Source organism: Kitasatospora humi (assembly GCF_020907985.1).
Taxonomy (GTDB): Bacteria; Actinomycetota; Actinomycetes; order Streptomycetales; family Streptomycetaceae; genus Kitasatospora; species Kitasatospora humi.
Window position 1 is genome coordinate 27,697 of the sequence record NZ_JAJJPA010000021.1, and the last position, 22,280, is coordinate 49,976.

Here is a 22,280-nt window from a genome sequence, read left to right on the forward strand (position 1 = left end):
CCCGCGCGGCGGCGTCACCCCCGGCGGGGCGTGGGCCTCCTACTCGAAGCGGGCGGCGAGCATGACGAGGTCGTCCCTCGGCCGGGTGAGGTCACCCGCGCACGTCGACAGCAGGTAGGCGCACAACTGGTCCGGATCGTGCCGCAGTTCAGCGGGCGCGTCGGCGGCGGCCTTGCGCAGGCGGGCCTGGCCGGCGTGCAGGGTGGCGCCGCAGCGGCGGGCCAGGCCCTCGGTGTAGAGCAGCAGCAGGTCACCGCGCTCGGCGTTCAGCTCCACGCCGGGCGCCTCCCAGCAGCTCAACATGCCGAGCGGCGCGGAGAGCGAGGTCTCCACGAAGTTGGCGCCGTACCGGGTGACCAGGACCGGCGGGCAGTGGCCGGCCCCGGCCAGGGCGATCTGCCGCTCCACCGGGTCCACGCAGGCGTAGACGGCGGTCGCGGTGCGGGTCGGCTCGGTTGTCTTGAGCAGCAGCTCCAGGTCGCCCAGCACGGCCACCGGATCCTCGCCCTCCAGCACCGCGTAGGCGCGCAGCGCGGCCCGGATCCGGCCCATCGCGCTGGCCGCCCCGGAGGCGGAGCCGGGCCCGGCGCCCGGACCGTCACCGGTGACCGAGCCGACGGTCAGCCCGACCGAGCCGTCCGGCAGCCCGATCGCGTCGTACCAGTCGCTGCCGCCCGCCTGCTCGAGACCGGCCGGCACCCAGCGGGCGGCCAGCCGCAGGCCGGCCAGTCGGGGCAGGTGGTCCGGGAGCAACCCGCGGCGCAGCGCCTCGGCGGCGCGCCGCCCGCGCTCGGCGGCCGCCCGGCCGGCCAGCAGCGGGGCGGCGAAGGCGGCGTAGCGGCGGGCCAGCTCCTGGCGGTCGGCGGCGGGGCGGGTCGGCTCCGGGAAGAACCAGGCGGCGGCGGCCAGCGGCCCGTCCTCCTCGGTGGCCAGCGGCAGCGCGTAGCTGGCGGCCAGTCCCAGGCCGGCCGCCACCTCGCGGAACCGGGGGGCCACCTCGTGGCCGTCGGCAAGGTCGGGGTGGACCAGCTGGTCCGGGCGGTCGGCCGGGTCGAGCAGCCCGGCGAACGGGCCCTGGCGGACCGGCACCGTCTCCAGCGCGCCGATCGCCGCCCGGTCCAGCGCCAGGCCGACCATCGGGCCGTGGCCCGCGTGGTCCTGCCAGCCGGCGTCGGCCGGGCCGCGCAGCCCGCAGGGGTCGTCCGGCTCGCAGCCGTCGGCGCCGCGGGCCAGGGTGACCAGCAGTCCGCAGCGGGCGCCGAGCAGTTCGGCGCCGGAGTCGAGCAGGGCGGTGAGGGCCGCGGGCAGGTCGCGGGCCCGGGCCAGCCGCTCGGTGTGGTGCTGCAGCCAGTCGAGCGCGGCCGGCGGTTCCAGCGGGCCGAGCGCCGCGGGGGCCGGCCAGGAGCCGACGGCGGGGCGCTGGGGCAGGTCGAGCAGGCTGGTCAGGCGTCCGCCAGGCGTTGACGGCCCGTCGGTCGGCTGGTCGCCGCCGGTGCCGTCCTCCCGCTCGGGCGTGGTTCCACTGGCACCGGACGGACGCTTGTCACTCATGCCGCGACTCCCAGCGCGGTGGCCCGGACCGCCCGGACCCCCATGGCCCAGGCCCGGCCAAACCACTCTTTAATGCCCCGTTTCTACACAGGTCGGTCGGCACGTGTCCAGGATCGGGCCAGAGCCGGATGGCTGGTTCTTCCTCGGCGCTCCTCCGCGTTCGGCGCGGCCACCGGGGCTTCCCGGGATCCGCCGCGGGAGTGGAGCGCCCCGGGAGCGGGCAGAAGCTGACCAGGAGGCTGCCGGAACCCTGCCCGGAGCGTAGGGGCCCGCCCACCCGGCAACCGCGCTGACCAGAAGTCACTCACTCGTACGGTGGAACCGGACGGCACCGAACGGCGTCCATCCGGTCGCATCAGGGATTCTCGAAGCATGACCCCGGCCGATGACGTTCGGCCGCGGCCCCTTCCCCGAACACCTCCTGCGGCTGTCCGGCCGCGCGTCAGGTCGTGATCCACCCGCTCGCCTTGATCCACCCGGTCACGGAGAGGAACGAGTGCCCATGCGTGAGACGCGGGAGTCGTCCGGCAGACACCGCCGGACCAGGCAGGCCCTGCTGCAGGCGGCGTTGACCTGCACCCAGCGGTGGCGCTGGCCGGTGGTGCCCGGCGCGGTGCCGGTGCTGCGGGGCGGTGCCGGCACCGGTTCCCCCCTGTGCTGCGGCTGCGCCGATCCGCACTGCCCGGTGCCGGCCGCGCACCCGTACGGCCAGTCGCTGCTGGCCGCCACCACCGACGCCCGGATGGTGCGCTGGTGGTGGGAGCGGCACAGCCCGCAGGCCCCGGTGCTGGTGGCCACCGGCACCGCGGTGGCGGCGGTCAGCCTGCCCGCGGCGGCGGGTGCCCGGCTGCTCGGCTACCTGGACGCGCTGCGGATCCCCTGCGGACCGGTGCTGGTCGGGCCGACCAGGTGCGCGCTGCTGGTCGCGCCGTACGGCTACCCGGAGTTGGGCGAGCTGCTGGCCGCCCAGGAGGCGACGCTGCGCCCCGGTGGTGCGCCCGGGCAGGTGCCGAGCTGCGTGCGCTACCACGGGCCGGGCGGGTTCCTGGTGCTGCCGCCCTCGCGGGTCGGGCTGGGGCAGGCGGCGGTGCGCTGGGTGCGGCGGCCGGTGCCGCGGCCCGGTGGCGGGGTGCTACTGCCGCCGGTGGCACAGCTGTTGGAGGGGCTGCTGGCGGCGGGTTCGGCGGTGCCGGACGGCAGCCGGCCGGCCCACTGACAGCGGGTCGGCCTTCGCGCCCGGGGGCTACTCCGGCGTGGCGCCCGGCCTTCGGTGGCCGCGCTGACTCCGGCCTGACGCCCCGACTTCGGTGTGGCCGCGCTGACTCCGGCGTGGCGCCCGGGCTCTGGCCCGACACGCCCCAACTCCGGCCCGGCGCAGCAACGTTGGCCCGGACATAGAAAAGTCCGGCCGCTGGCGACGGGGGATGCACCAGCGACCGGACTTTTCAACAGTAACAAGGATTGGCGCCATAGCCAAAGCCCCTGGCGGGTTTGGTCCCGAGATTTCCCCGACCGAGCAGCTGGATGTGACCGGTTTCACGCCCTTTGGGTCGGATGCGATCACATGGCGCCAGCTCCGGTCAGTTGAGCGTGACCTGACGGCTCACCAGGTTGGCCCGGGCCCGGCGCTCCTCGGCGCTGAGCGGCGCCTCCTCGGCCAGTGCGCCGGCCAGTCGCTCGGCGAAGGTGGCGGCCGGCTTCTCGCAGTCGGCGGCCGACATCTCCACCGGCAGGTCCCAGACCGGCACGGTCAGGCCGTGCGCGCGGAACGAGCCGACCAGCTTGGTGCCCTCGCCCAGCGAGGCGTTGCCGGCCGCGGCGAGCCGCGCCAGCGCGTCCAGCAGCTGCTCCTCCGGCACCGTCATGACCCAGCGCAGGTGGTTCTTGTCCGGGGTGCCGCACCAGTAGGCGCTGTCCACGCCGGACAGCTTCTCGGTCGGGATCGCCGAGGCGTTGGCCCGCTCCAGCGACGCGGCCACCTCACCGGAGGCCGACTCGGCGTCCTCCAGCCAGAATTCGAAACCGGTGTGCACGGTCGGCGCGAACGGCGCGTCCAGGTCCAGCAGGTCCTGCAGGCGCGGGCCGTCGGCCGGCGCCCGGCGGGTCGGCACCGGGGTGCCCGGCTCGATGGTGAGCGCCTGGGTGAGCGCGTCGGCCAGGTCCCGGCTCAGGTCACCGGAGGAGGACTGGGTCTGCAGGCCGAGCAGGATCGAACCGTCCGGGCGGCGCAGCGCGGGCCAGGCCAGCGGCAGCACGGTGGCCAGGGTGACCGACGGGACCTCGCCGGCGGCACCGGCGGCCGCCGCGGCGGTCAGGGCCAGCGGGGCGGTGGCGGCCGGCACCAGCTCGCGCAGTGCCACCCAGTCCGCCTCGCCGGGCAGTCCCTCGAACGGGCGCTGCACCAGCTCCTGCTCGGCGTGCGCGGCCTGCCGGCCGTGGCAGGCCTTGTAGCGGCGGCCGGAACCGCACGGGCAGGCCTCGCGGGCGCCGACCACGGGGACGGTGCCGGTCGCGGTGGTGGACTGGGCGGACTTCTTGGCGGCCTTCTTGGCCATGGCGCGGCTCTCCCGGAGGTGGTGGTCAGTGTCTCCGGGGCAGCCTACTGAGATTCCGCGGTCGGCTACCGGTGCCCGCCCGGGGTGGCCGCGGCCCGCGCTACGGCTGCACCCGCTGCGGCTCCGGAGCGGGGTCGTGGGCGGGCAGTGCGGCCCACACCGTCACCTCGCCCGGCGCGTCGCGCACCCCCCAGTCGGCGGCCAGCCGGCCCACGATGCTCAGCCCGCGCCCGCCCCTGGCGGTCAGCGAGGGCCGGGCCGGCAGCGGCCGGGTGGTCGCGCCACCGTCGGTGACCTCCAGGGTCAGGGTGCCGTCGCCGTGCATCTGCCAGCGCACCAGGATGCCGCCGAGATCTTCGGTCGCGGAATCCGTGACTTCTTGGCGCCACGTCAAATTGCTGCCATTGCCCGGGAATTCCGCGGCGATGTCCCGTTCCGTGAGGTCCAGCAATGGACCGAGAGGCCGGGCGTAGCGACAGGAATTGCTGAGCAGTTCGGAAAGGATCAGTACCGCGTCATCGATGACGGTGTCGGGCACCTCGTGGTCGCCCAGATCACGGCGCAACCGGCGCCGGGCTGCCCCGACGCTGGCCGGACCGTGCGGCACCGCCATGGTCGATGAAGTCGGCACTTCACGTGCCACCATCAACGCCACCCCCGGACCTCCTTCAGCGTTTGCCGAGGGATGGATGCCCCGGTGGAATGCGACGGAAACGGATGCGGGTGCACGGGGTGCGTCAATTGTGAAGTCGACGCGACACTCATCAAGTTTCGCGACCCAGCGTACGCAAAAGGTGATTATCTGCTCACGCTGCGTCGACCGGGGAGTGGGATTCCGTCAGCACCGGTAATGCTTTGCGCCCGGCGCACGCTCAGCGCCCGAGCTGGTCCAGCACCGCGCGGGGGCGGTTGGTGATGATCGCCGAGACGCCGAGTTCCAGGCACAGCTCGACGTCGGCCGGCTCGTCCACCGTCCACACGTGCACCCGGTGCCCGGCCGCCCGCAGTGCCCGGACCAGGTCCGGACGGCGCCGGACCAGCTCGATGCCCGGCCCCGCCACCACCGAGCCGCCGGGCAGCCCCGCGCCCGGCCAGAGCCGCAGCGTCGCCGGGTGCTCGAAGAGGAAGACCCGGGGGAACTCCGGCGCGGCCTTGCGCACCCGGGCCAGCGCCATCCCGGAGAAGCTCATGATCCGGGCGTGCGGCCGCCCCGCGGCGCGGTCGCCGTCGGCGTCGTACGGCCCGACCGCGCCGGCGATCCCGAACCGGCGCAACATCGCCACCAGCTCGTTCTCCACCCGGCCCCGGAACCGCACCGGATGCTTGGTCTCGATCGCCAGGTCGACCCGGCGGCCGGCGTCGGCGACCAGCTCCAGCAGGCTCTCCAGGGTCAGCACCGGGTGCGGCTGGGGCTGGTCGGGGTGCTTCCAGGAGCCGAAGTCGTACGTCTGCAGCTGCTCCAGGGTGAGCGTGGAGACCACCCGGCGGCCGCCGTCGGAGACCCGGGCGATGGTCCGGTCGTGCACGCAGACCAGCTGCCCGTCGGCGGTCACCCGCACGTCGCACTCCAGCGCGTCCGCGCCCTCGGTCAGGGCGCGCTGGTAGGCCGCCAGGGTGTGCTCGGGCAGGGCGGCGGAGGAGCCGCGGTGGGCCACCACCTGCACCGCCCGGGTGTCCCGGGCGGCGTCGGGGGCCGTCAGATCGGTGGTCGTCACGCATTCCACCCTAGAGCCGGCAGGTGACGCCAACACGGCGGCCACCCCAACAGAGGACTCTCACGCCTTGGGAACGGCCCTGCTCAGCGCCCAGGTGGCGAGCCCGGCGACCAGGAACGAGTAGAGCGAGGCCGAGGTCCACTCGCCCGGGACGAAGTGCAGCAGCGACTGCAGCTTCGTCCAGAACGCCGTCCAGCCGGCGGTGATCGGGGTGGGCGACAGGTACTGGTAGGCCGCGAAGCCCAGCGCCCAGGGGAGCAGCAGCAGCGGCCGGGACGGCGCGTCCTGGTCGAGCGCCCAGCCCTGCCGGCGGCCGCGGCCGAGGAAGAAGTCCACCGCCAGCACCGCCAGCAGCGGCACGAAGACCGAGCCGATCAGGTAGAGGAAGTTGGAGTACCAGTCGGCGAACTGGTTGATCCGGATCGCGATCGCGGTCACCAGCACGCCGATGCCGCCGGTGAGCCAGCGCCGGTCCACCCTCGGGAAGAGGTTGTGCAGCGACATCGCGGTCGAGTAGACGTTGGCGAACGACTGGTCCGCCTCGCGCAGCACCAGCACCAGCAGGAACGCCCAGCCGGCCGCCACCCCGGTGAACGAGGTCAGCAGGTTGTCCACGTCGCCCTTCGCCTGCAGCAGCGCGACCAGGCCCAGCAGGTAGCACCAGATCTGGGCGATGGTGTAGCCCGAGAAGGTGCCCCAGAACGAGGCGCGCGGGGTGCGCGCGTGCCGGGTGTAGTCGGCGGCCATCGGCACGAAGGAGACCGAGACGGCGATGATCGCGTCGGTGGCCTTCGGGAAGCCGTGCCAGTTGCCCGCGCCCGGGTCCGGGACGTGGTGCCGGCCGAGCTGCACGGTGAAGTAGACCATCGCCACGGCCACGGCGACCGCCACGTACTTGCGCAGCGCCGTGATCGAGCCGAGCGGCCAGATCGTCAGCACCGTGGTCAGCGCCCCGGCCACCAGCACGAAGAGCCAGTGCCAGCCCTGGGTGCCGACCACGGTCTGGGCGCCGCTGGAGATCACCAGCAGCTCGTAGATGCCCCAGCCGACGCACTGCAGCACGTTGAGCACGGTCGGCAGGTAGGAGAGCCGGGTGCCGAACAGGCCGCGCAGCACCGCCATCGCCGGCGCGCCGGTGCGGGCGCCGATCAGCGCGGCCACCGCCAGCATCGCGGTGCCGATCACGGTGCCCAGCACGATCGCCGTGGTCGCCGCGGTGATCGACAGCTGCTGCCCGGGGGCGCCCAGCACGGTGGCCGCGCTGGTGAAGCCGATCAGGCTGATCCCGAGGTTGGCCCAGAGCGCGAACTGGTCCCGGAACCCCAGCGTGCGCGGCGGCGCGGTGTCCAGCACCAGCGGCGCCTCGGCGCGGACGGGCGGTGCGTCCTGCGGCACCGCGGTGGTGGCAGGGGAGGGTGAAGCAGCCGTCATGGCGAAACTCCCTACGCCGGCATTACCCGGACAGGTTCCGGCGGTCTGCGCTCCCTCGCCGCGCCGGCGGAATCGCCATGGCGTACGGTCGACCAGCGCACTCTCAGCCTGGTGGGTCCAAGCTCCCGCGTGTCAGTTTTGGCCCGGAAAGGGTAGCCCGGCGCACGGAATACGCCAAGGATGGGGGAATGCGCCGTCCGGATCGCGGGACACCACGTTCGGTCGAGGCCGATCGAGTGGTCCCGGGGGCGGACGATCGCGGGCCGTCGGGCACGCCTAAGGATTCTTAGCAGTTCTTCAGGCAGGCCCTTACGGCAACCAGATCGGGCATGGGAAAAACTATGGGCCAAGGTCCTGTCAGCGATGGAGGTCGTCCGTGAGCACCGAGCACGAGAGTGGTTCCACCGGACCGCAGGGGGAGCAGCTCTCCAGCGGTCACGGCGAGCCGGGGGGCACTCCGGCGGTCGGTGGGGCGACGGTGTCGGCCCTGGAGGCAACTCCCAGCGGCCGGGCCGGCGAGTCGGCACCGACGGTGTCGTTCGGCAAGGTGCCGGCTCAGGCGGCGGAGCCGGCCGCGCCGGCCGACAGGACCATGGCGTTCGGCCGGGTGCCGGCCCCTGGGGCGGCTGCCGCCGACACCCCGGCCGCCGAGGTCCCCGCTGCCGAGCCCACCATCGCCGAGGCCTTGGGCAGGCCCGAGTACGTCGACGCGCCGCCGCCGCTGCTGCCGTCCACCGCGCCGGCCGCCGGTTCCGGCTACGTCGACGCGCCGCCGCCGGTGCTGCCGTCCACCGCGCCGGCGCCCGAGCCCGTCGCCGAGGCCACGGCCGTCGAGCTGCCGGTCATCGAGCTGCCGGCGGTGGAGTCCCCGGCCGTGGAGCCCCAGGTCAACCCGTACGCGGCCCCGACGACCGCCGTCGACCCCCGGATCGCCCAGCAGATCACCGCCGGGGTGCCGGCCGGCCCGCCGCAGGAGCCGCACCACCCGTTCGGCGCCGGCCAGCCGGCCGGTTCCCCGCAGGAGCCGCACCACCCGTTCGGCGCCGGCCAGCCGGCCGGCGAGGGCTGGGGCGGCGCGCCCACCGCGCCGGGCGGTCCCGGCTACCCCGGCGACCCCGGTCACCCCGGCGGCCCGGGCGCCGAGTACCCCGGTGGCTACGGCCAGCCGGCGCCGCGGAAGAAGGGCAAGGGCGGGCTGGTCGCGCTGATCGCCGCGATCGCCCTGGTGGCGGGCGTGGCCGGCGGCGTGGCGGGTGCCGCGTTCCAGGGCGGTTCGTCGAGCGCCGCGGGCAGCAGCCACAACAGCACCACGGTCTCGCTGAACAGCGGCAGCCAGGCGTCCAACCGGGCGCCCGACTCGGTCGCCGGGATCGCCAACAAGGCGCTGCCCAGCACCGTCACCATCAAGGCGGAGGGCAGCAGCGAGTCCGGCACCGGCACCGGCTTCGTCTTCGACACCGAGGGCCACATCCTGACCAACAACCACGTGGTCGCCCCGGCCCAGGGCGGCGGCAAGCTGACCGTCAAGTTCTCCGACGGCACCACCTACCCCGCCTCCGTGGTCGGCCAGGCCAAGGGCTACGACATCGCCGTGGTCAAGCTGGACAACCCGCCGGCCGGCAAGCTGGTCCCGCTCCCGCTGGGCGACTCCGACCAGGTGCAGGTGGGCGACCCGACCATCGCCATCGGCGCCCCCTACGACCTGGAGGGCACCGTCACCTCCGGCATCGTCAGCGCCAAGAACCGCCCGGTGCAGTCCGGTGACCAGGCCAGCAACCAGACCTCGTACATGATGGCGCTGCAGACCGACGCCTCGATCAACCCCGGCAACTCCGGCGGCCCGCTGCTCAACGGCCAGGGCGCGGTGATCGGCGTCAACTCGGCGATCCAGTCCAACTCCAGCGGCAGCGGCCAGGCCGGCAGCATCGGGCTCGGCTTCGCCATCCCGATCAACCAGGCCAAGCGGGTCGCCCAGATGCTGATCAAGACCGGCACCCCGGTCTACGCCACCCTCGGCATCCTGCGCAACGACGACTACCAGAACGGCGACGGCGCCCAGGTGCAGACCCAGTCCATCCAGGGCACCCCGCCGGTCACCCCCGGCGGCCCCGCCGACCAGGCCGGCATCAAGCCGGGCGACGTGATCACCAAGCTCGGCGGCGTGCAGATCGACGGCAGCCCGGCGCTGGTCGCCACCATCTGGACGCACTCCCCGGGTGACAAGGTCCAGGTGGAGTACACCCGCAACGGCCAGACCAGCACCACCACCGTCACCCTCGGCAGCCGCTCCGGCGACAACTGACCCCATCCGGCGCACCGGGTCCCGCAAACCCGGTGCACCACACCCCCTCGGACCCGTTAGGCTGACCTCCGCCTGGGAGAGCTGCCCGAGCGGCCTAAGGGAACAGTCTTGAAAACTGTCGTGCGGTGACCCCGTACCGTGGGTTCGAATCCCACGCTCTCCGCATCGAACGGCCCCTGACCTGCACGTCGGGTCAGGGGCCGTCGGCATTTCGGGTGGCCGCCACGATCCGTGAGTGCCGCCCGTGGACCACACGTTCCGGCATGGCCCACGGCATCCGGTCCAACTAACGGATGACTGGTCCCTTCCCGGCTCGCCAGTCGTTGATCCGCTTTCGGATGCTCGGGACCATGGGCAAGCCGTCCACGTCGGCCGGCTCGAACCACGCGACCTCGAACGACTCGTCGGACACACGAAGGTCTCCACCCACGGGCCGGGCCAGTAGGCAGATGGAGAACTCCTGGCGCACTTCACCGTCGTCGTAGGCGAAGACGTGGCTGGGGTTGGTGTAGGTCCCCACGATGCCCGTGATCTCCACCTCGATGCCGGTCTCTTCGAGGGTCTCCCGGATGCCGCACCCCGCCAGTGATTCGCCCAGCTCCATCTTCCCGCCGGGTAGCGCCCACATCCCGTTGTCGGTGCGCCGCTGGAGCAGGATGCGGCCGGACTCGTCCGCGACGACCACCGAAGCGGCCGGGACGAGGCTGTTGGGCTTCGGTGCCTTCGGGTCGTCCTCGTAGTCACGCCTGGCCATGCTGCGCTGCCTCCCGGATGTTGCGCCCACGGCTCCAGAGTTCTTCGACGTGATCGGCGAACCGGTCGAACATGCCGTCGTCCTGGGCGCGCCTCAAGTGCATCATCGGCGAGTCATGACCGACTCTGCGGGCAAGGATCGGCGTCACGATCATCTCGTCGTCGAAGCGGAACACGGACAGGTTGACGTGGCCGGTTTCGAAGCGTCCCTCGATGTCCCCGACGTCCCGCAGCCGTTGCAGTTCACTCATCGTCACGGCGATGCGGGTGGACAGGGTGAGTGGGACGCCTTCCTCGGCCTCGCGGGCCCGGGTGACCGGGCTGTCCGGATCGCCGATCAGGAACCTGACCCGGCACCCGGTCTGAGCCTTCCGGCGGAGCGCGCCGGCCAGGTTCGCCTGCTCCAGCCACAGGAAGTAGTTGGTGTATCCCGCGAAGGTCAGCTCGCGCTGCGCCTTGGTGATGAGCGACCGCCAGAGCGAGGCCGGTGCCGCTGATCGATAGGGGAACACCTGGATGACCTCGCGGTCAGGTCCTGTCTTGAGTGCCGAGCGGACGGCAGTTGGCCACAAGGTGGATTCCTCCTCTCCCAGCGCCTCGCAGGCCGCCCATCGGTGTCGAGCGTGGGGGATGCGGGTGGGGGTGGCGATCCATCGGCCAACCGTTTTGGCGTCAACGCCACATGCCTCTGCGAGCTGCGCTTCGGTCATCCCTTGGGGGACGGGACGAACCGTATCGGGGAAGCGTCCCAAACGTCCCGCAAACGCGGTAGCAACACCCCGGCGCCCAGCGGGAACATCGGAGCATTACAGGGCGTTGACTCTCCGTGATCACCGATAGTGCCAACGTGCTCGAAAGAGGGCTCGGCTATGTCAGACACCGCGTCATTCCCGATCCCGCAGGAGTGGGATGTCGGGCCGGACGTGGCAGCTGTTCCGGCGGCTCGGCGCCTGGTGATCGACATCGCGCGGTTCTGGCGGGTGCCGCTCTCGGACGACGCCTTGAGCGATGTCGAGTTGTGCGCGGGCGAGTTGCTGGCGAACGCGATGGAGCACACGAAGGCGCGGTGCCGGGTTACGGTGCGCTGGACGGGTCTTCGGCTGCGGGTGGAGGTCGCGGACAGCAGTCCCTACCCGCCGGACCCGGCCATAGCGGAGGACACCGTGATGGGTGGCCGGGGCCTGATGGTGGTCGCGGGCCTGGCGCACTCGTGGGGCTGGGGCCTGGCGCACTCGTGGGGCTGGGAACCCTCCGAGGTCGGGAAGGTCGTGTGGTTCGAGTACGCCGCCGACCAACTTCCGGGCAGCGATGATCGGTTGACCGTTCGGATGACCGGCACGTCGTTTGAGTTCGCAAGCCGTTTGGGTGCGTCGGCACCACGCGCGCCGGCACGGTCGAGATCGAACTCGTCGACGACCTCGACGACCTGGCGGAGTCCACGAAGTGCTCGTGCAACGCCGGTGACGACAACCCGTACTGATCCTGAGTGACCACAAAGCCGCAGGCCCCGACCGTATTTCACGTCGGGGTCTGCGGCACCTGGCGCCCCTGGGTAGGGTGCCGTCATGCGACTGCGCTGGGACTGGCTGAGCCCTGTGGTGTCCGTGCCCTACGTGCCGACCATCGGTCCCGTTCACCCTGACGTGTTCGGCCCTGAGCTGTTCGCCGACGTGCTCGCGGTGGCCTGCACCGGCCGGTTCCTGCCGTACGACAAGGACCAGCGCTGGGCGGCCACCAAGGACGAGACCGTCCTCGTGGACGGGATCGACCACCGGCCCGGCCGCACGGTGATCCCGACGCTCACCAGGCGCGGTCGCCGCACGGTCAAGCTGCACCACTACGCGTCCACTGCACCAGACCTCGCGGAGCTGCGGGACCTGGCGGCCAAGCTGCGAGCTGAGCACGGTACCGAGACGGCCCGGGTCATCTGGTTCCGGACCGAGGTTTCCGATCGCGGAGCGACCTCGGGAACGAACCCCGGGCGAAGGCGGGGTCCGGACGAGCCCCCGCCGGCGCTTCCGCACGGCTGGAAGGCACGCCGTTCCGCGGAAGGGCAGTCAACGTGCCGCCCGACCAGACGCAACGAAGCGGGCGCGGTACTGCCGGATCGGCCGGCGGCACATCACCGGCTCGGCCTCGTCCCGCCACGCGATGCCGGCCAGCCAGGCAGGCTTCGCGATGCCGCTCAGCGCCTCGGCGGAAGGCGTGCCGTCCCCGCCCTGGACGCCGATCCGGTCCAACCCGCGCCGCTCGATCCGCACCCACGTGCCGCGCTCGGAGCGGGCACCCACGGACCGGCGCTTGCGGATCACCGTCGCCCGGTCAAGCGGTGTCCCCAACGCGACCTCGACTCGTTCGAGCACCTCGTCCAGCGGCACCCGGCGCAGATCCGTCATGGGACAACGGTAGTGGTGCCCAGTGGAGTTGGGAGTCCTCACGATTGGCCACCAGTCACGTGACTCGGCCTGTCCGGCGCTCCGGCCGACCTCACGCATCGGGCGACTCGGGCCACAGGACCCTGGCGCGGGAGGCGGCCGTCCTCAGCTCCTGCCCGTCCAGAACGAAGCTCGCCTCCGGGACGTTCTCGGCGAGCCATGAGTAGACCACGGTGATCGACCCTTCTTGCGGGAGGCCCCAGATCCACACGTCCTGGTCCCAGCGCCCTTCGCCGCCTCCTCCGCTGCCGTAGGTGACCAGAGGCGGCTCCATGCTCGACCCGAGGCGGTGGAAGCGGTCGGCTTGCGCGCGGCGGCCGTCGGCGTACTGGACCCCGAAGCGCAGGTACCGGTCGGCGCCTCGGCCGTCCGCACCGTCCGCGAAGGGCGCGTGGCGTTCGAACGGACTGGCCAGCCATGGGGGGTGGGCGAGGCCGGCGTCACGAGACCGGCGGACGTGCACGGCGAACTCGACACCGTCGGGGTACGCCCGGAGGTTGTTCACGAACACGGCGAGGTTCTCCGTGTGGACCAGCAGGTGCTCGAAGGACAGGCACGCCGGCATCACGTCCTCCGGGCAGGCCCACGCCGGGGGCTTCGGGCGCCGAGGACGGGGTGCCGGCTCCGGACGCGGCAGCGAGTCGAAGAATCCCATGCCTCAGGCTGACACGATCGACGTCCCAAGCGTGGGCGTTCCCGGAATTCGGCGGAGGAACGGACTGGAGCAGGTGATGACGTGGCGGCACGACACCGGACGTCGCTGCCACTACCGTTCCCGGTGGCTGCCAAGACGGCGCGGTGGGGGCTCCAGGACCTGTCTGAGCTGCGGAAACGTGGGGTGGTCCGGCGTGCGGTGACCGCGTACGACCGGTGCCGGCCCTTCCGCATGGTGGCCTTCAGGTGGTCTTCAGGTCGGGCTGACATATTGGCCGCCATGACGACTGCTCAAACCCGGCCGAGCGGGCCGGCGACATCCGCGCGGGCCGTGCTGAGCAAGGTGCCCGAGGTCACGGGGCTGTTCTGGGTGGCCAAGGTGCTGACCACCGGCATGGGTGAGACCGCGTCGGACACCCTGGCGAACTCGCTGGGACCGATCCCGGCGGTGGCGCTGGGCGGGCTGGGCCTGCTGGTGGCCCTGGTGCTGCAGTTCCGGGTGAAGCGCTACGTGCCGGTGGTGTACTGGTTCGCGATCGTCATGGTCAGCGTCTTCGGCACGATGGCGGCCGACGGACTGCACGTGGTGGTCGGGGTGCCGTACCCGGCGTCGGCGTCGCTCTTCCTGGTGTCGCTGGTGGTGATCTTCGCCTGGTGGCGGAAGGCCGAGGGCACGCTGGCCATCGACAGCGTCCGGACGACCCGCCGGGAGCTCTTCTACTGGGCCGCGGTGCTGGCCACCTTCGCCATGGGCACCGCCGTCGGCGACCTGACCGCGTACGGCTTCGACCTCGGCTGGCTGCAGGGCGCGCTGCTGTTCGCGGTGGCGATCGCGCTGCCGGCACTGGCGCACCGGCTGCTGCGGCTGAACGCGGTGGCGGCCTTCTGGCTGGCGTACATCCTGACCCGGCCGCTGGGCGCCTCGCTCGCCGACTGGCTGGGCGCGCCCAAGGCGCACCACGGCCTGGGCTTCGGCTACGGCCCGGTGAGCGCCGTGCTGACCGTCGTGATCGTGCTGGTGGTGGCCTACCTGCAGGCGACCCACGGCCGGAAGAACCGCGAGCACGCCTGACCCACCTGCGCCGCAGGGCGCGTAGGCTCCGTTCCGTCCTCGGATCCGGCACGACCGAACCGAACGGAGCCCGTGATGAGCGAGTTGACCACCCGGCTGCTGGCCGGCCTCCCGGAGTCCGCGGTGGTCGTGGACCCGGCCGTGACCGCCGCCTACCGGCAGGACATGGCCGGGTTCTGCACGTCCGGGGAGCCCGCGGTGCTGGTCTTCCCGAGCACCGTGGAGCAGGTCCAGCACGTGCTGCGCACCGCGAGCGGGCTGCGGGTCCCGGTGGTGCCGCAGGGCGCCCGCACCGGGCTGTCCGGCGCGGCCAACGCGGTGGCCGGCTGCATCCTGCTGTCGCTGGTGAAGATGGACCGGATCCTGGAGCTGGACCCGGTGAACCGGCTGGCGGTGGTGGAGCCCGGCGTGGTGAACGCGGTGCTCTCCCGGGCGGCCGAGGAGGTCGGCCTGAGCTACCCGCCGGACCCGTCCAGCTGGGAGTCGTGCACCATCGGCGGCAACATCGGCACCGGCGCCGGTGGGCTGTGCTGCGTCAAGTACGGGGTGACCAGCGAATACGTCCTCGGCCTCGACGTGGTGCTGGCCGACGGGCGGCTGCTGCGGACCGGCCGGCGCACCGCCAAGGGGGTGGCCGGCTACGACCTGACCCGGCTGTTCGTCGGCTCCGAGGGCACCCTCGGGGTGGTGGTCGGCGCGGTGCTGGCGCTGCGGCCGAAGCCGGCCCCGCAGTTGGCGCTGGCGGCCGAGTTCGCGGATCCCGCGGCGGCCTGTGCGGCGGTCAACGCGGTGGTCGAGGCCGGCCTCACCCCGTCGCTGATGGAGCTGATGGACGGGGTGGTGGTGCGGGCGGTCAACAAGCTGGGCCGGATGGGCCTGCCGGAGTCCACCCGGGCGCTGCTGCTGGTGGCGTTCGACGGGGCCGAGCCGCAGCGGGAGCTGGCGGCGGTGGCCGAGCTCTGCCGCGGGGCGGGGGCCACCGAGGTGGTGCCGGCCGCGGACCGGGCCGAGTCGGAGCTGCTGCTGGCGGCCCGCCGGTTGGCGTTGCCCGCGCTGGACACCCTGGGCACCACGATGGTGGACGACGTGGCGGTGCCGCGCTCCCGGCTGGCCGACATGCTGGCGGGGGTGGCCGGGATCGCCGAGCGGTGCGGGCTGACCATCGGCGTGGTGAGCCACGCGGGCGACGGCAACACCCATCCGGTGGTGGTCTTCGACGCCGACGACGCCGATCAGACCGCCCGGGCCCGGGAGTCGTTCGACGAGATCATGGCGCTGGGGCTGGAGTTGGGCGGCACCATCACCGGGGAGCACGGCGTCGGGTTGCTGAAGAAGGAGTGGCTGGCCCGGGAACTGGGGCCGGTCGGGCTGGACCTGCAGCGGCAGCTGAAGGGCGTGTTCGACCCGCTGGGGATCCTGAATCCGGGAAAGCTCTTCTAGCCGTGCGGGCCGTCAGTCGTGGCGGCTGGTCAGCGTTGCTCCGGCACTCGCGCCGACCACGCAGGCGATGCCCAGCAGCTGGACCCAGCCGAGCAGTTGGCCGAGCACCAGGAACCCGACCAGGGTGCTGACGGCCGGCTCCAGGCTGAGCAGGATGCTGAACACGCGCTCCGGCAACCGGCGCAGCGCCGTCATCTCCAGCACGTAGGGGATCACCGGCAGCAGCATCGCCACCCCGGCGGCGGCCAGCAGCAGCCGACCGGGGTGGGCGGAGGCGGCCATCCCGTGCCAGACCTCGGTGAGCCCGAACGGCGCCAGCGCCACCGCGCCCACGGTCATCGAGACGGCCAGCCCCTGGAAGCCGGGGAAGACCGCGCCCACCTTGTTGGTGGCCACGATGTAGCAGCCGTAGCAGCCGGCCGCGGCGCCGCCGAAGGCCAGGCCGAGCGGATCGAGGGCGCGCCCGCCGCCACCGCCGACCAGGGTGAGCAGCGCGACCCCGCCGGCCGCCAGCACGGCCCACGCCAGGTGGCTCACCCGCCGTGCGTGCATCAGCGCCACGGTGAGCGGCCCGAGGAACTCCAGGGTGGCCGACGTGCCCAGCGGCAGCCGGGAGGTGGTCAGCGCGAAGAACAGGGTCATCCCGGCCGAGGCGGTGCCGAGCAGCGCCGCGGCGGCCAGGTCGCGGGCGCTGCGGCCGCGCAGCCGGGGGCGGGTGACGGCCAGCAGCACCGCCGCGGCGCAGCACAGCCGCAGGAAGGAGGTGCCCATCACCCCGAGCGAGCCGAACAGGTGGGTGGCCAGGGCCAGTCCGGTCTGAACGGTGACCATGGCCAGCACGCAGAGCAGCGGAGCCGGTGCCCGGCCGAGCATGCCCCCGCCGCCGGCCGGGCGGGCGACGGCGGCGATCGGCGGGGCGGCGGGGACGGCTGGGGCGCAAGGTTCGGTGCTGGACACCAGCAGAGTCTGACGTCAGGACCGTAAGCCTGGCAAGCCACTGTCTTAGAACGTGATACAAAGACATGGCCCGTTCACCTGACTGACCGTCATCGTGTGTCTGACTAGCCCGGACGGGTGGACATCGGGCGCGTCCACGTGTCGCTCGGCGTGCCGGCGGTTGCCGGGGGCCAGCATCGGAGGATGCTGCGCTATCTGCGTCCGGCGGCCGTGTCCGCCGCCGTCCTGGTGCTGCTGGTGGCCAACGACGCCAGCGCCCACCGCCTGCCCGCCGCCCTGGCCACCGGGGTCCACCCCGCCGGCCTACCCGCCGCCGGCGCCCCGGCCGCGGGCGCGACCAGGCGGGAGGTCACCGTCCTCGACGATCCCGGCCAGGACCGACTGGCCCACGTGCCGCGCACGGTGTTCACCGGCAGCGGCTTCGACGCCTGCTCCGCCCCGCCGCTGGACGCGATGCGGGCCTGGCGCGGCGCCTCGCCGTTCGGCGCGGTGGGCATCTACATCAGTGGCAGTCAACGCGCCTGCGCACAACCGGAGTTGTCCAGGGAATGGGTGCGCGAGGTGCGAGCCCTCGGCTGGCGGATGCTGCCCACCCATGTCGGCCGCCAGGCGCCCTGCGCGGACCGGCCGGACAAGCCCGACCGGATCGACCCGGACAACGCGGTGGCGCAGGGGCAGGACGAGGCGGTCGAGGCGGTGCAGGACGCCCGGGCGCTCGGACTGGGCCGGGGCACGCCGATCTACCTGGACATGGAGGCCTACCAGCCGGGCGACGCCGACTGCGCCAGGGCGGTGATCGACTTCACCGAGGGCTGGACCCAGGCACTGCACCTGGCGGGCTACTTCTCGGGCTTCTACTCCAGCCTGGACTCCGGCATCACCGACCTGGCCGCCGCCGCCCGGGCCGGCGCGGAGCCGCTGCCGGACGCCGTCTGGTACGCGCGCTGGGACAGCCGCAACTCCACCGACGGCTCCGGCGCCCTGGACCCCGACCAGTGGTCCAGGCACCGCCGGGTGCACCAGATGAGCGGCGAGCAGGCGCAGGAGTGGGGCGGTGTGGAGCTGGGAGTCGACAGCGACCAGGTCGACGCCCTGGTGGCGCGTTAGCCCTGCTGCGGGAAGAGCACTTCGCCGGCGTGCTTGGTGTCCAGGTACTCCTTGACGCTGGTGATCCGGCCCTGTGCGACGGTGAAGACGCCCAGGCAGCGGTTGGCGTAGTGCCCGCCGCCGGCCGCGGTGCCGTCGGCCTCCCACTCGGCGACCACCCGGTCGCCGTCGGCCAGCACGCTGACCAGGGTCACCTTGGGCGCGCCGCCCGGGGCGAACAGGCTGCCGGAGCCGATCAGGAAGTCGTCCACGATGGCGTCGCGGCCCGTCCACACCCGGCTGAGCGGCAGGTCGCCCGGGTAGTGCCAGGTGGCGTCCTCGGCGAAGCTCTCCCGGATCACGTCCAGGTCGCCGTCGATGACGGCGTTGACGTACCGGATCACGACGGCCTTGGGGTCGAGCTCGGTCATTGGTCCAACTCCTCTGTCACGAAAGCCAAGTGGATGGTCAGTTGATGGTCAGTACGGCGTTGCCGCGGATCTGCCGGCCGCGCAGCTCGGTGAGCACGTGCGGGGTGTCGTGCCAGTCCCGCACGCTACCCAGCTCGGGGTGCAGCCGGCCCTCGGCGGCCAGGCGGACCAGGGTGGCCAGGTCGGCGGCGTCCGGTTCGTCCACGTCGGCGTAGCTGAACTGCCGGATGGTGGCGCTGGTCGGGCCGTTCAGCAGGGCGAAGAAGTCCAGCGTGACGGGCTGCCGGCTGGCCTGGCCGAACCAGAGCAGCAAACCGCGCTTGGCCAGCCGGTCCAGCGCGACCGGCAGCTCGGTGCCGCCGGTGGACTCCAGCACCAGGTCGAACGGGCCCTCGGCGTCGGCCACTTGGTGAACCACCCGGGCCGCGCCCAATTCGCCCAGCCGGCGGCCGCGTTCGGCCGAGGCGGTCACCGCGGTCAGCTCGGCGCCGGCCGCGGCGGCCAGTTCGGTCAGGTAGTGGCCGACGCCACCGGATGCGCCGGTGAGCAGGATCCGCTGCCCGGCCAGGTGTCCGACCTGGCGGGCCGCGGTGCGCAGCAGCCGCAGGGCGGTCAGGCCGGCCAGCGGCAGTGCGGCCGCCTGGACCGTGCCCAACTGCTCCGGCAGCACCGCCAGTCGGCCGGTCGGCACCGCCACGTACTCGGCCCAGCCGAACGCCGGGGGGTGGCCCACCACCCGGGAGCCGACCGGCGGCCCCGATCCGTCCGGCGCGGCCTGCACCACCAGGCCCGCGACGTCCTTGCCGGGCCGCCAACCGCCGCCGGGCGGGCGTTCCAGCTGGAAGGTCTCGCCGCGGTTGACCGAGTAGGCCTCGACCTTGACCAGGGCCTGGTCGGGGTGCGGCACCGGCTCGGCGACCTCGGTGAGGCGCACGGTGGCCGCGGCGTCGCCGGTGGCGGTGAAGGCCTTCATCTCTCGCTCCCTCGTTCGGTGTTGATGTGACCACCCTCCCGCCACGGGGCGCGGCCGGTCCAACAACCGCCGGGCAGCTTTGACAACCATTGGTTGTCGGCGAGGATGGGCGGCGTGGATCTCGATCCGGCCCAGTTGCGGGCCTTCCTGGCCGTCACCGAACGGCGCCACTTCGGCCGTGCCGCCGAAGAGTTGGCGATCACCCAGCAGGCGCTCTCGAAGCGGATCGCGCGCCTGGAGGAGGTGCTGGGCGAGCGGCTGCTCGACCGGGACGGCCGGGGTGCGCGGCCAACGGCCGCCGGAGAGCGGCTCATCGAGCCCGCCCGAGCCGTGCTGGCAGCCTGCGCCGCGGCCGTCACCGCGGTGCGCGGCGCGGCCCGCCCGCTGCGACTGGACGTCTGGGGCCACCTGTTCGCCCCGCTGCGCACGGTGGGTGCGGTGGCCGTCGAGCCGGGCGCGGTGGAGATCGGGCACGGCCGCGACCTGCCCTCGGTGCTGGCCGCCCTGCTGCGCGGCGAGATAGACGCCGGCTTCGGCCGCCACCACGCCCTGCCCGACGGCCGTCACCGCGAACTCGCCCACCGCCTGGTCAGGTTGGAGCCGGTCGACGTCGTGGTCGGCCCGGACCACCCGCTGGCGGGCGCCACCGAGCTGCGCCCCTGCGACCTGCGGACGAGTCAACTCCTGCTCCCCACCGCGCCGGCCCGCCTGGAGTTCCTGCGGCGCTTCGCCGAGCGTTTCGAACTCACCTCATCGGCCGTCGGATCCAACCTCGGCGCGGAGCACTTCCTGGCCCGCCTCGCCGCCACCCCGACCGCCGTCACCCTGCTCCCCGCCGACCTCCCACTGCCTGACGCGCCGGGCCTGCGCGGCATCCCCCTGGTCGAGCCCACCCCGCTCTACGCCTGGTCCCTGGTCTGGCCGAAGCGCGCCCCCCACCCCGGCATCCCCGCCCTGCTGCGCGCCTTCACCGAGGCGGGCCGGCGGCGCCGCTGGCTGGAGTACCACCCCGAGCGCGACTGGCTACCCGAGGCGGAGGCCGCCCAGTTGGGGGAGGCCGTCCGTTGAGCCGCACGTCTCATTTGAGCCGCACGTCTCATTCCGCCCGTACCTGCTGACACCGGGCGCCCGGCAGGTCCAGAATCGGCACTTGGGCCGTGCGGCTACCGGCGGGTAGCAAGCGCGGCGCCTGGTAGAGCAGCCCGGTCAAGGAGGCCCACCGCGTGTTCAGCACCATGCAGGACGTACCGCTCACCGTTGCCCGCATCCTGGAGCACGGATCAACCCTCCACGGGCGGGCCACCGTGACCACCTGGGACGGCACCGGCCCCCGGGTCCGCACCTTCGCCGAGGTCGGCGCCCGGGCCGCGCAGCTCGCCCACGCGCTGCGCGACGAGCTGGACGTCACGCCGGAGCGCGTGGTCGGCACCCTGATGTGGAACAACGCCGACCACCTGGAGGCGTACCTCGCCGTCCCGTCGATGGGCGGCGTGCTGCACACGCTCAACCTGCGGCTGCCGGCCGCGCAGTTGGCGTTCATCATCAACCACGCCGCCGACCACGCGATCATCGTCAGCGGCAGCGTGCTGCCACTGCTCGCCGGGGTGCTGCCGCACCTCGGCTCGCTCAAGCACATCGTGATCAGCGGCGAAGCCGACCGCTCGCTGCTGGCCGGCTTCGCCGGCGCCGTGCACGACTACGAGGAGCTGATCGCCGGGCGGCCCACCGACTACCCGTGGCAGAGCGAGATCGACGAGCGCGCTCCGGCGATGATCTGCTACACCTCCGGCACCACCGGCGACCCCAAGGGCGTGGTCTACAGCCACCGTTCGATCTTCCTGCACTGCATGCAGGGCAACGCCGCCGCCGCCTTCGGCCTGACCCCGGCCGATGTCGCGCTGCCCGTGGTCCCGATGTTCCACGTGGCCGCCTGGGGCATCCCGTACGCCGCCTTCATGTCCGGCGCCGGCCTGCTGATGCCGGACCGGTTCCTCCAGCCGCAGCCGCTGGCCGCGATGATCGACCAGGTCAAGCCCACCGTCAGCGCCGCCGTGCCGACCATCTGGAACGGCCTGCTGGAGGAGCTGGACCACCCGACCGGCCGTCAGCAGCCCTACGACGTCTCCTCACTGCGCCAGGTGGTGATCGGCGGCTCGGCCTGCCCGCCGGCCCTGATGCGCGCCTTCCAGGAGCGCCACGGCATCCGGGTGGTGCACGCCTGGGGCATGACCGAGACCTCGCCGCTGGGCACCTTCGGCCTGCCGCCGGCCGGCCTGGACGAGGAGCAGGAGTGGCACTACCGCGCGATGCAGGGCGTCTTCCCCGCCGGGGTGCAGGCCCGGCTGATCGGCCCGGGCGGCGAGCGGGTGCCGCACGACGGGCACAGCGCCGGTGAGCTGGAGGTGCGCGGGCCGTGGATCGCCGGCGCCTACTACGGCGGCGCGGGCAACGAGCCGGAGCGCCCGGCGGACAAGTTCACCGAGGACGGCTGGCTGCGCACCGGCGACGTCGGCACCATCACCCCGGACGGCTTCCTCACCCTCACCGACCGCGCCAAGGACGTGATCAAGTCCGGCGGCGAGTGGATCTCCTCGGTCGAGCTGGAGAACCACCTGATGGCCCACCCGGAGGTGGTCGAAGCCGCCGTGGTCGCGGTGCCGGACGAGAGGTGGGGCGAACGCCCGCTGGCCACCGTGGTGCTGCGCCCGGACGCCACCGTGGACCTGGCCGGCCTGCGGGCCTTCCTCGGCGGCCGGGTGGCCTCCTGGCAGCTGCCGGAGCGCTGGGCGCTGGTGGAGTCGGTGCCCAAGACCAGTGTCGGCAAGTTCGACAAGAAGGCGATCCGGGCCGACTACGCGGCCGGGCGCCTGGACGTCGTCCGGGAAGACGGCAAGAGCTGAACCGGCGGCCCCGGCAACCCCCCGC

20 protein-coding genes, 1 tRNA gene and 1 riboswitch are annotated in these 22,280 nt (G+C 73.1%); of the genes, 9 read left to right on the forward strand and 12 right to left on the reverse strand.

What is annotated here, in order from left to right; genetic code table 11:
• Nucleotides 1–39 precede the first annotated feature (39 nt).
• Nucleotides 40–1,551, reverse strand: coding sequence for a PP2C family protein-serine/threonine phosphatase (locus tag LN042_RS20380; RefSeq protein WP_230052715.1), 1,512 nt, complete (start codon nucleotides 1,549–1,551; stop codon nucleotides 40–42).
• Nucleotides 1,552–2,053: 502 nt separating this feature from the next.
• Here LN042_RS20380 and LN042_RS20385 point away from each other — a divergent pair.
• On the forward strand, nucleotides 2,054–2,767 hold the full coding sequence (locus LN042_RS20385; RefSeq protein WP_230052716.1) for a bifunctional DNA primase/polymerase: 714 nt from the start codon (nucleotides 2,054–2,056) through the stop codon (nucleotides 2,765–2,767).
• A gap of 364 nt (nucleotides 2,768–3,131) precedes the next feature.
• On the opposite strand, the gene LN042_RS20390 is transcribed toward LN042_RS20385, so the two are convergent.
• The 4 genes from LN042_RS20390 to LN042_RS20410 form a co-directional block, all read right to left on the reverse strand.
• The gene (locus LN042_RS20390; RefSeq protein WP_283843835.1) at nucleotides 3,132–4,106 is read right to left on the reverse strand and encodes a DUF5926 family protein; all 975 of its coding nucleotides are present in this window, start codon (nucleotides 4,104–4,106) and stop codon (nucleotides 3,132–3,134) included.
• Nucleotides 4,107–4,206: 100 nt separating this feature from the next.
• The gene (locus tag LN042_RS20400) at nucleotides 4,207–4,752 is read right to left on the reverse strand and encodes an ATP-binding protein (RefSeq protein ID WP_249801287.1); all 546 of its coding nucleotides are present in this window, start codon (nucleotides 4,750–4,752) and stop codon (nucleotides 4,207–4,209) included.
• Between the two features lie 226 nt (nucleotides 4,753–4,978).
• Nucleotides 4,979–5,821, reverse strand: coding sequence for a glycerophosphodiester phosphodiesterase family protein (locus LN042_RS20405; protein ID WP_230052718.1), 843 nt, complete (start codon nucleotides 5,819–5,821; stop codon nucleotides 4,979–4,981).
• Nucleotides 5,822–5,881: 60 nt separating this feature from the next.
• Nucleotides 5,882–7,252 carry a purine-cytosine permease family protein gene (locus LN042_RS20410; RefSeq protein ID WP_230052719.1) on the reverse strand — a complete coding sequence of 457 codons (1,371 nt, stop codon included), beginning with the start codon at nucleotides 7,250–7,252 and terminating at the stop codon, nucleotides 5,882–5,884.
• Nucleotides 7,244–7,391: riboswitch (TPP riboswitch) on the reverse strand. It overlaps the preceding gene by 9 nt.
• Before the next feature lie 237 nt (nucleotides 7,392–7,628).
• Here LN042_RS20410 and LN042_RS20415 point away from each other — a divergent pair.
• Nucleotides 7,629–9,554: a trypsin-like peptidase domain-containing protein gene (locus tag LN042_RS20415; RefSeq protein WP_230052720.1), complete on the forward strand. Its 1,926-nt coding sequence runs from the start codon at nucleotides 7,629–7,631 to the stop codon at nucleotides 9,552–9,554.
• A gap of 75 nt (nucleotides 9,555–9,629) precedes the next feature.
• Nucleotides 9,630–9,717, forward strand: a tRNA-Ser gene (locus tag LN042_RS20420).
• 123 nt (nucleotides 9,718–9,840) lie between these two features.
• Here the strand turns inward: LN042_RS20420 and LN042_RS20425 are convergent.
• Together LN042_RS20425 and LN042_RS20430 are read right to left on the reverse strand one after the other, a co-directional pair.
• The gene (locus LN042_RS20425; RefSeq protein ID WP_230052721.1) at nucleotides 9,841–10,308 is read right to left on the reverse strand and encodes an NUDIX domain-containing protein; all 468 of its coding nucleotides are present in this window, start codon (nucleotides 10,306–10,308) and stop codon (nucleotides 9,841–9,843) included.
• On the reverse strand, nucleotides 10,295–11,017 hold the full coding sequence (locus tag LN042_RS20430; protein ID WP_230052722.1) for a DUF5919 domain-containing protein: 723 nt from the start codon (nucleotides 11,015–11,017) through the stop codon (nucleotides 10,295–10,297). Before LN042_RS20430 ends, LN042_RS20425 begins: the two co-directional genes overlap by 14 nt.
• A gap of 159 nt (nucleotides 11,018–11,176) precedes the next feature.
• Here LN042_RS20430 and LN042_RS20435 point away from each other — a divergent pair, with 159 nt between their 5' ends.
• On the forward strand, nucleotides 11,177–11,797 hold the full coding sequence (locus LN042_RS20435; protein ID WP_230052723.1) for an ATP-binding protein: 621 nt from the start codon (nucleotides 11,177–11,179) through the stop codon (nucleotides 11,795–11,797).
• A gap of 567 nt (nucleotides 11,798–12,364) precedes the next feature.
• On the opposite strand, the gene LN042_RS20440 is transcribed toward LN042_RS20435, so the two are convergent.
• Together LN042_RS20440 and LN042_RS20445 are read right to left on the reverse strand one after the other, a co-directional pair.
• Entirely contained in the window at nucleotides 12,365–12,703 is a 339-nt protein-coding gene (locus tag LN042_RS20440) for a hypothetical protein (RefSeq protein WP_230052724.1), read from the reverse strand.
• Between the two features lie 91 nt (nucleotides 12,704–12,794).
• The gene (locus LN042_RS20445) at nucleotides 12,795–13,307 is read right to left on the reverse strand and encodes a hypothetical protein (RefSeq protein ID WP_230052725.1); all 513 of its coding nucleotides are present in this window, start codon (nucleotides 13,305–13,307) and stop codon (nucleotides 12,795–12,797) included.
• A 369-nt stretch (nucleotides 13,308–13,676) separates the two neighbouring features.
• On the opposite strand from LN042_RS20445, the gene LN042_RS20450 reads away from it, so the two are divergent.
• Together LN042_RS20450 and LN042_RS20455 are read left to right on the forward strand one after the other, a co-directional pair.
• Entirely contained in the window at nucleotides 13,677–14,468 is a 792-nt protein-coding gene (locus LN042_RS20450) for a COG4705 family protein (protein ID WP_230052726.1), read from the forward strand.
• Nucleotides 14,469–14,543: 75 nt separating this feature from the next.
• Nucleotides 14,544–15,908 carry an FAD-binding oxidoreductase gene (locus LN042_RS20455; RefSeq protein WP_230052727.1) on the forward strand — a complete coding sequence of 455 codons (1,365 nt, stop codon included), beginning with the start codon at nucleotides 14,544–14,546 and terminating at the stop codon, nucleotides 15,906–15,908.
• A 12-nt stretch (nucleotides 15,909–15,920) separates the two neighbouring features.
• Here LN042_RS20455 and LN042_RS37755 read toward each other — a convergent pair whose 3' ends face one another.
• A complete protein-coding gene (locus LN042_RS37755; protein WP_230052728.1) occupies nucleotides 15,921–16,865 on the reverse strand; it encodes an EamA family transporter in 945 nt (314 codons plus the stop codon).
• A 183-nt stretch (nucleotides 16,866–17,048) separates the two neighbouring features.
• Here LN042_RS37755 and LN042_RS20465 point away from each other — a divergent pair, with 183 nt between their 5' ends.
• A complete protein-coding gene (locus LN042_RS20465; protein WP_230052729.1) occupies nucleotides 17,049–17,972 on the forward strand; it encodes a glycoside hydrolase domain-containing protein in 924 nt (307 codons plus the stop codon).
• Here LN042_RS20465 and LN042_RS20470 read toward each other — a convergent pair.
• Together LN042_RS20470 and LN042_RS20475 are read right to left on the reverse strand one after the other, a co-directional pair.
• Nucleotides 17,969–18,382 carry a nuclear transport factor 2 family protein gene (locus LN042_RS20470; RefSeq protein WP_230052730.1) on the reverse strand — a complete coding sequence of 138 codons (414 nt, stop codon included), beginning with the start codon at nucleotides 18,380–18,382 and terminating at the stop codon, nucleotides 17,969–17,971. The two genes, LN042_RS20465 and LN042_RS20470, sit on opposite strands and share 4 nt — an antisense overlap.
• Before the next feature lie 37 nt (nucleotides 18,383–18,419).
• A complete protein-coding gene (locus LN042_RS20475; protein ID WP_230052731.1) occupies nucleotides 18,420–19,355 on the reverse strand; it encodes a zinc-binding dehydrogenase in 936 nt (311 codons plus the stop codon).
• Nucleotides 19,356–19,469: 114 nt separating this feature from the next.
• Here LN042_RS20475 and LN042_RS20480 point away from each other — a divergent pair, with 114 nt between their 5' ends.
• Both LN042_RS20480 and LN042_RS20485 read left to right on the forward strand, forming a co-directional pair.
• Entirely contained in the window at nucleotides 19,470–20,423 is a 954-nt protein-coding gene (locus LN042_RS20480; protein ID WP_230052732.1) for a LysR family transcriptional regulator, read from the forward strand.
• A gap of 155 nt (nucleotides 20,424–20,578) precedes the next feature.
• A complete protein-coding gene (locus tag LN042_RS20485; protein WP_230052733.1) occupies nucleotides 20,579–22,255 on the forward strand; it encodes a long-chain fatty acid--CoA ligase in 1,677 nt (558 codons plus the stop codon).
• The last annotated feature ends 25 nt before the right edge of the window (nucleotides 22,256–22,280 follow it).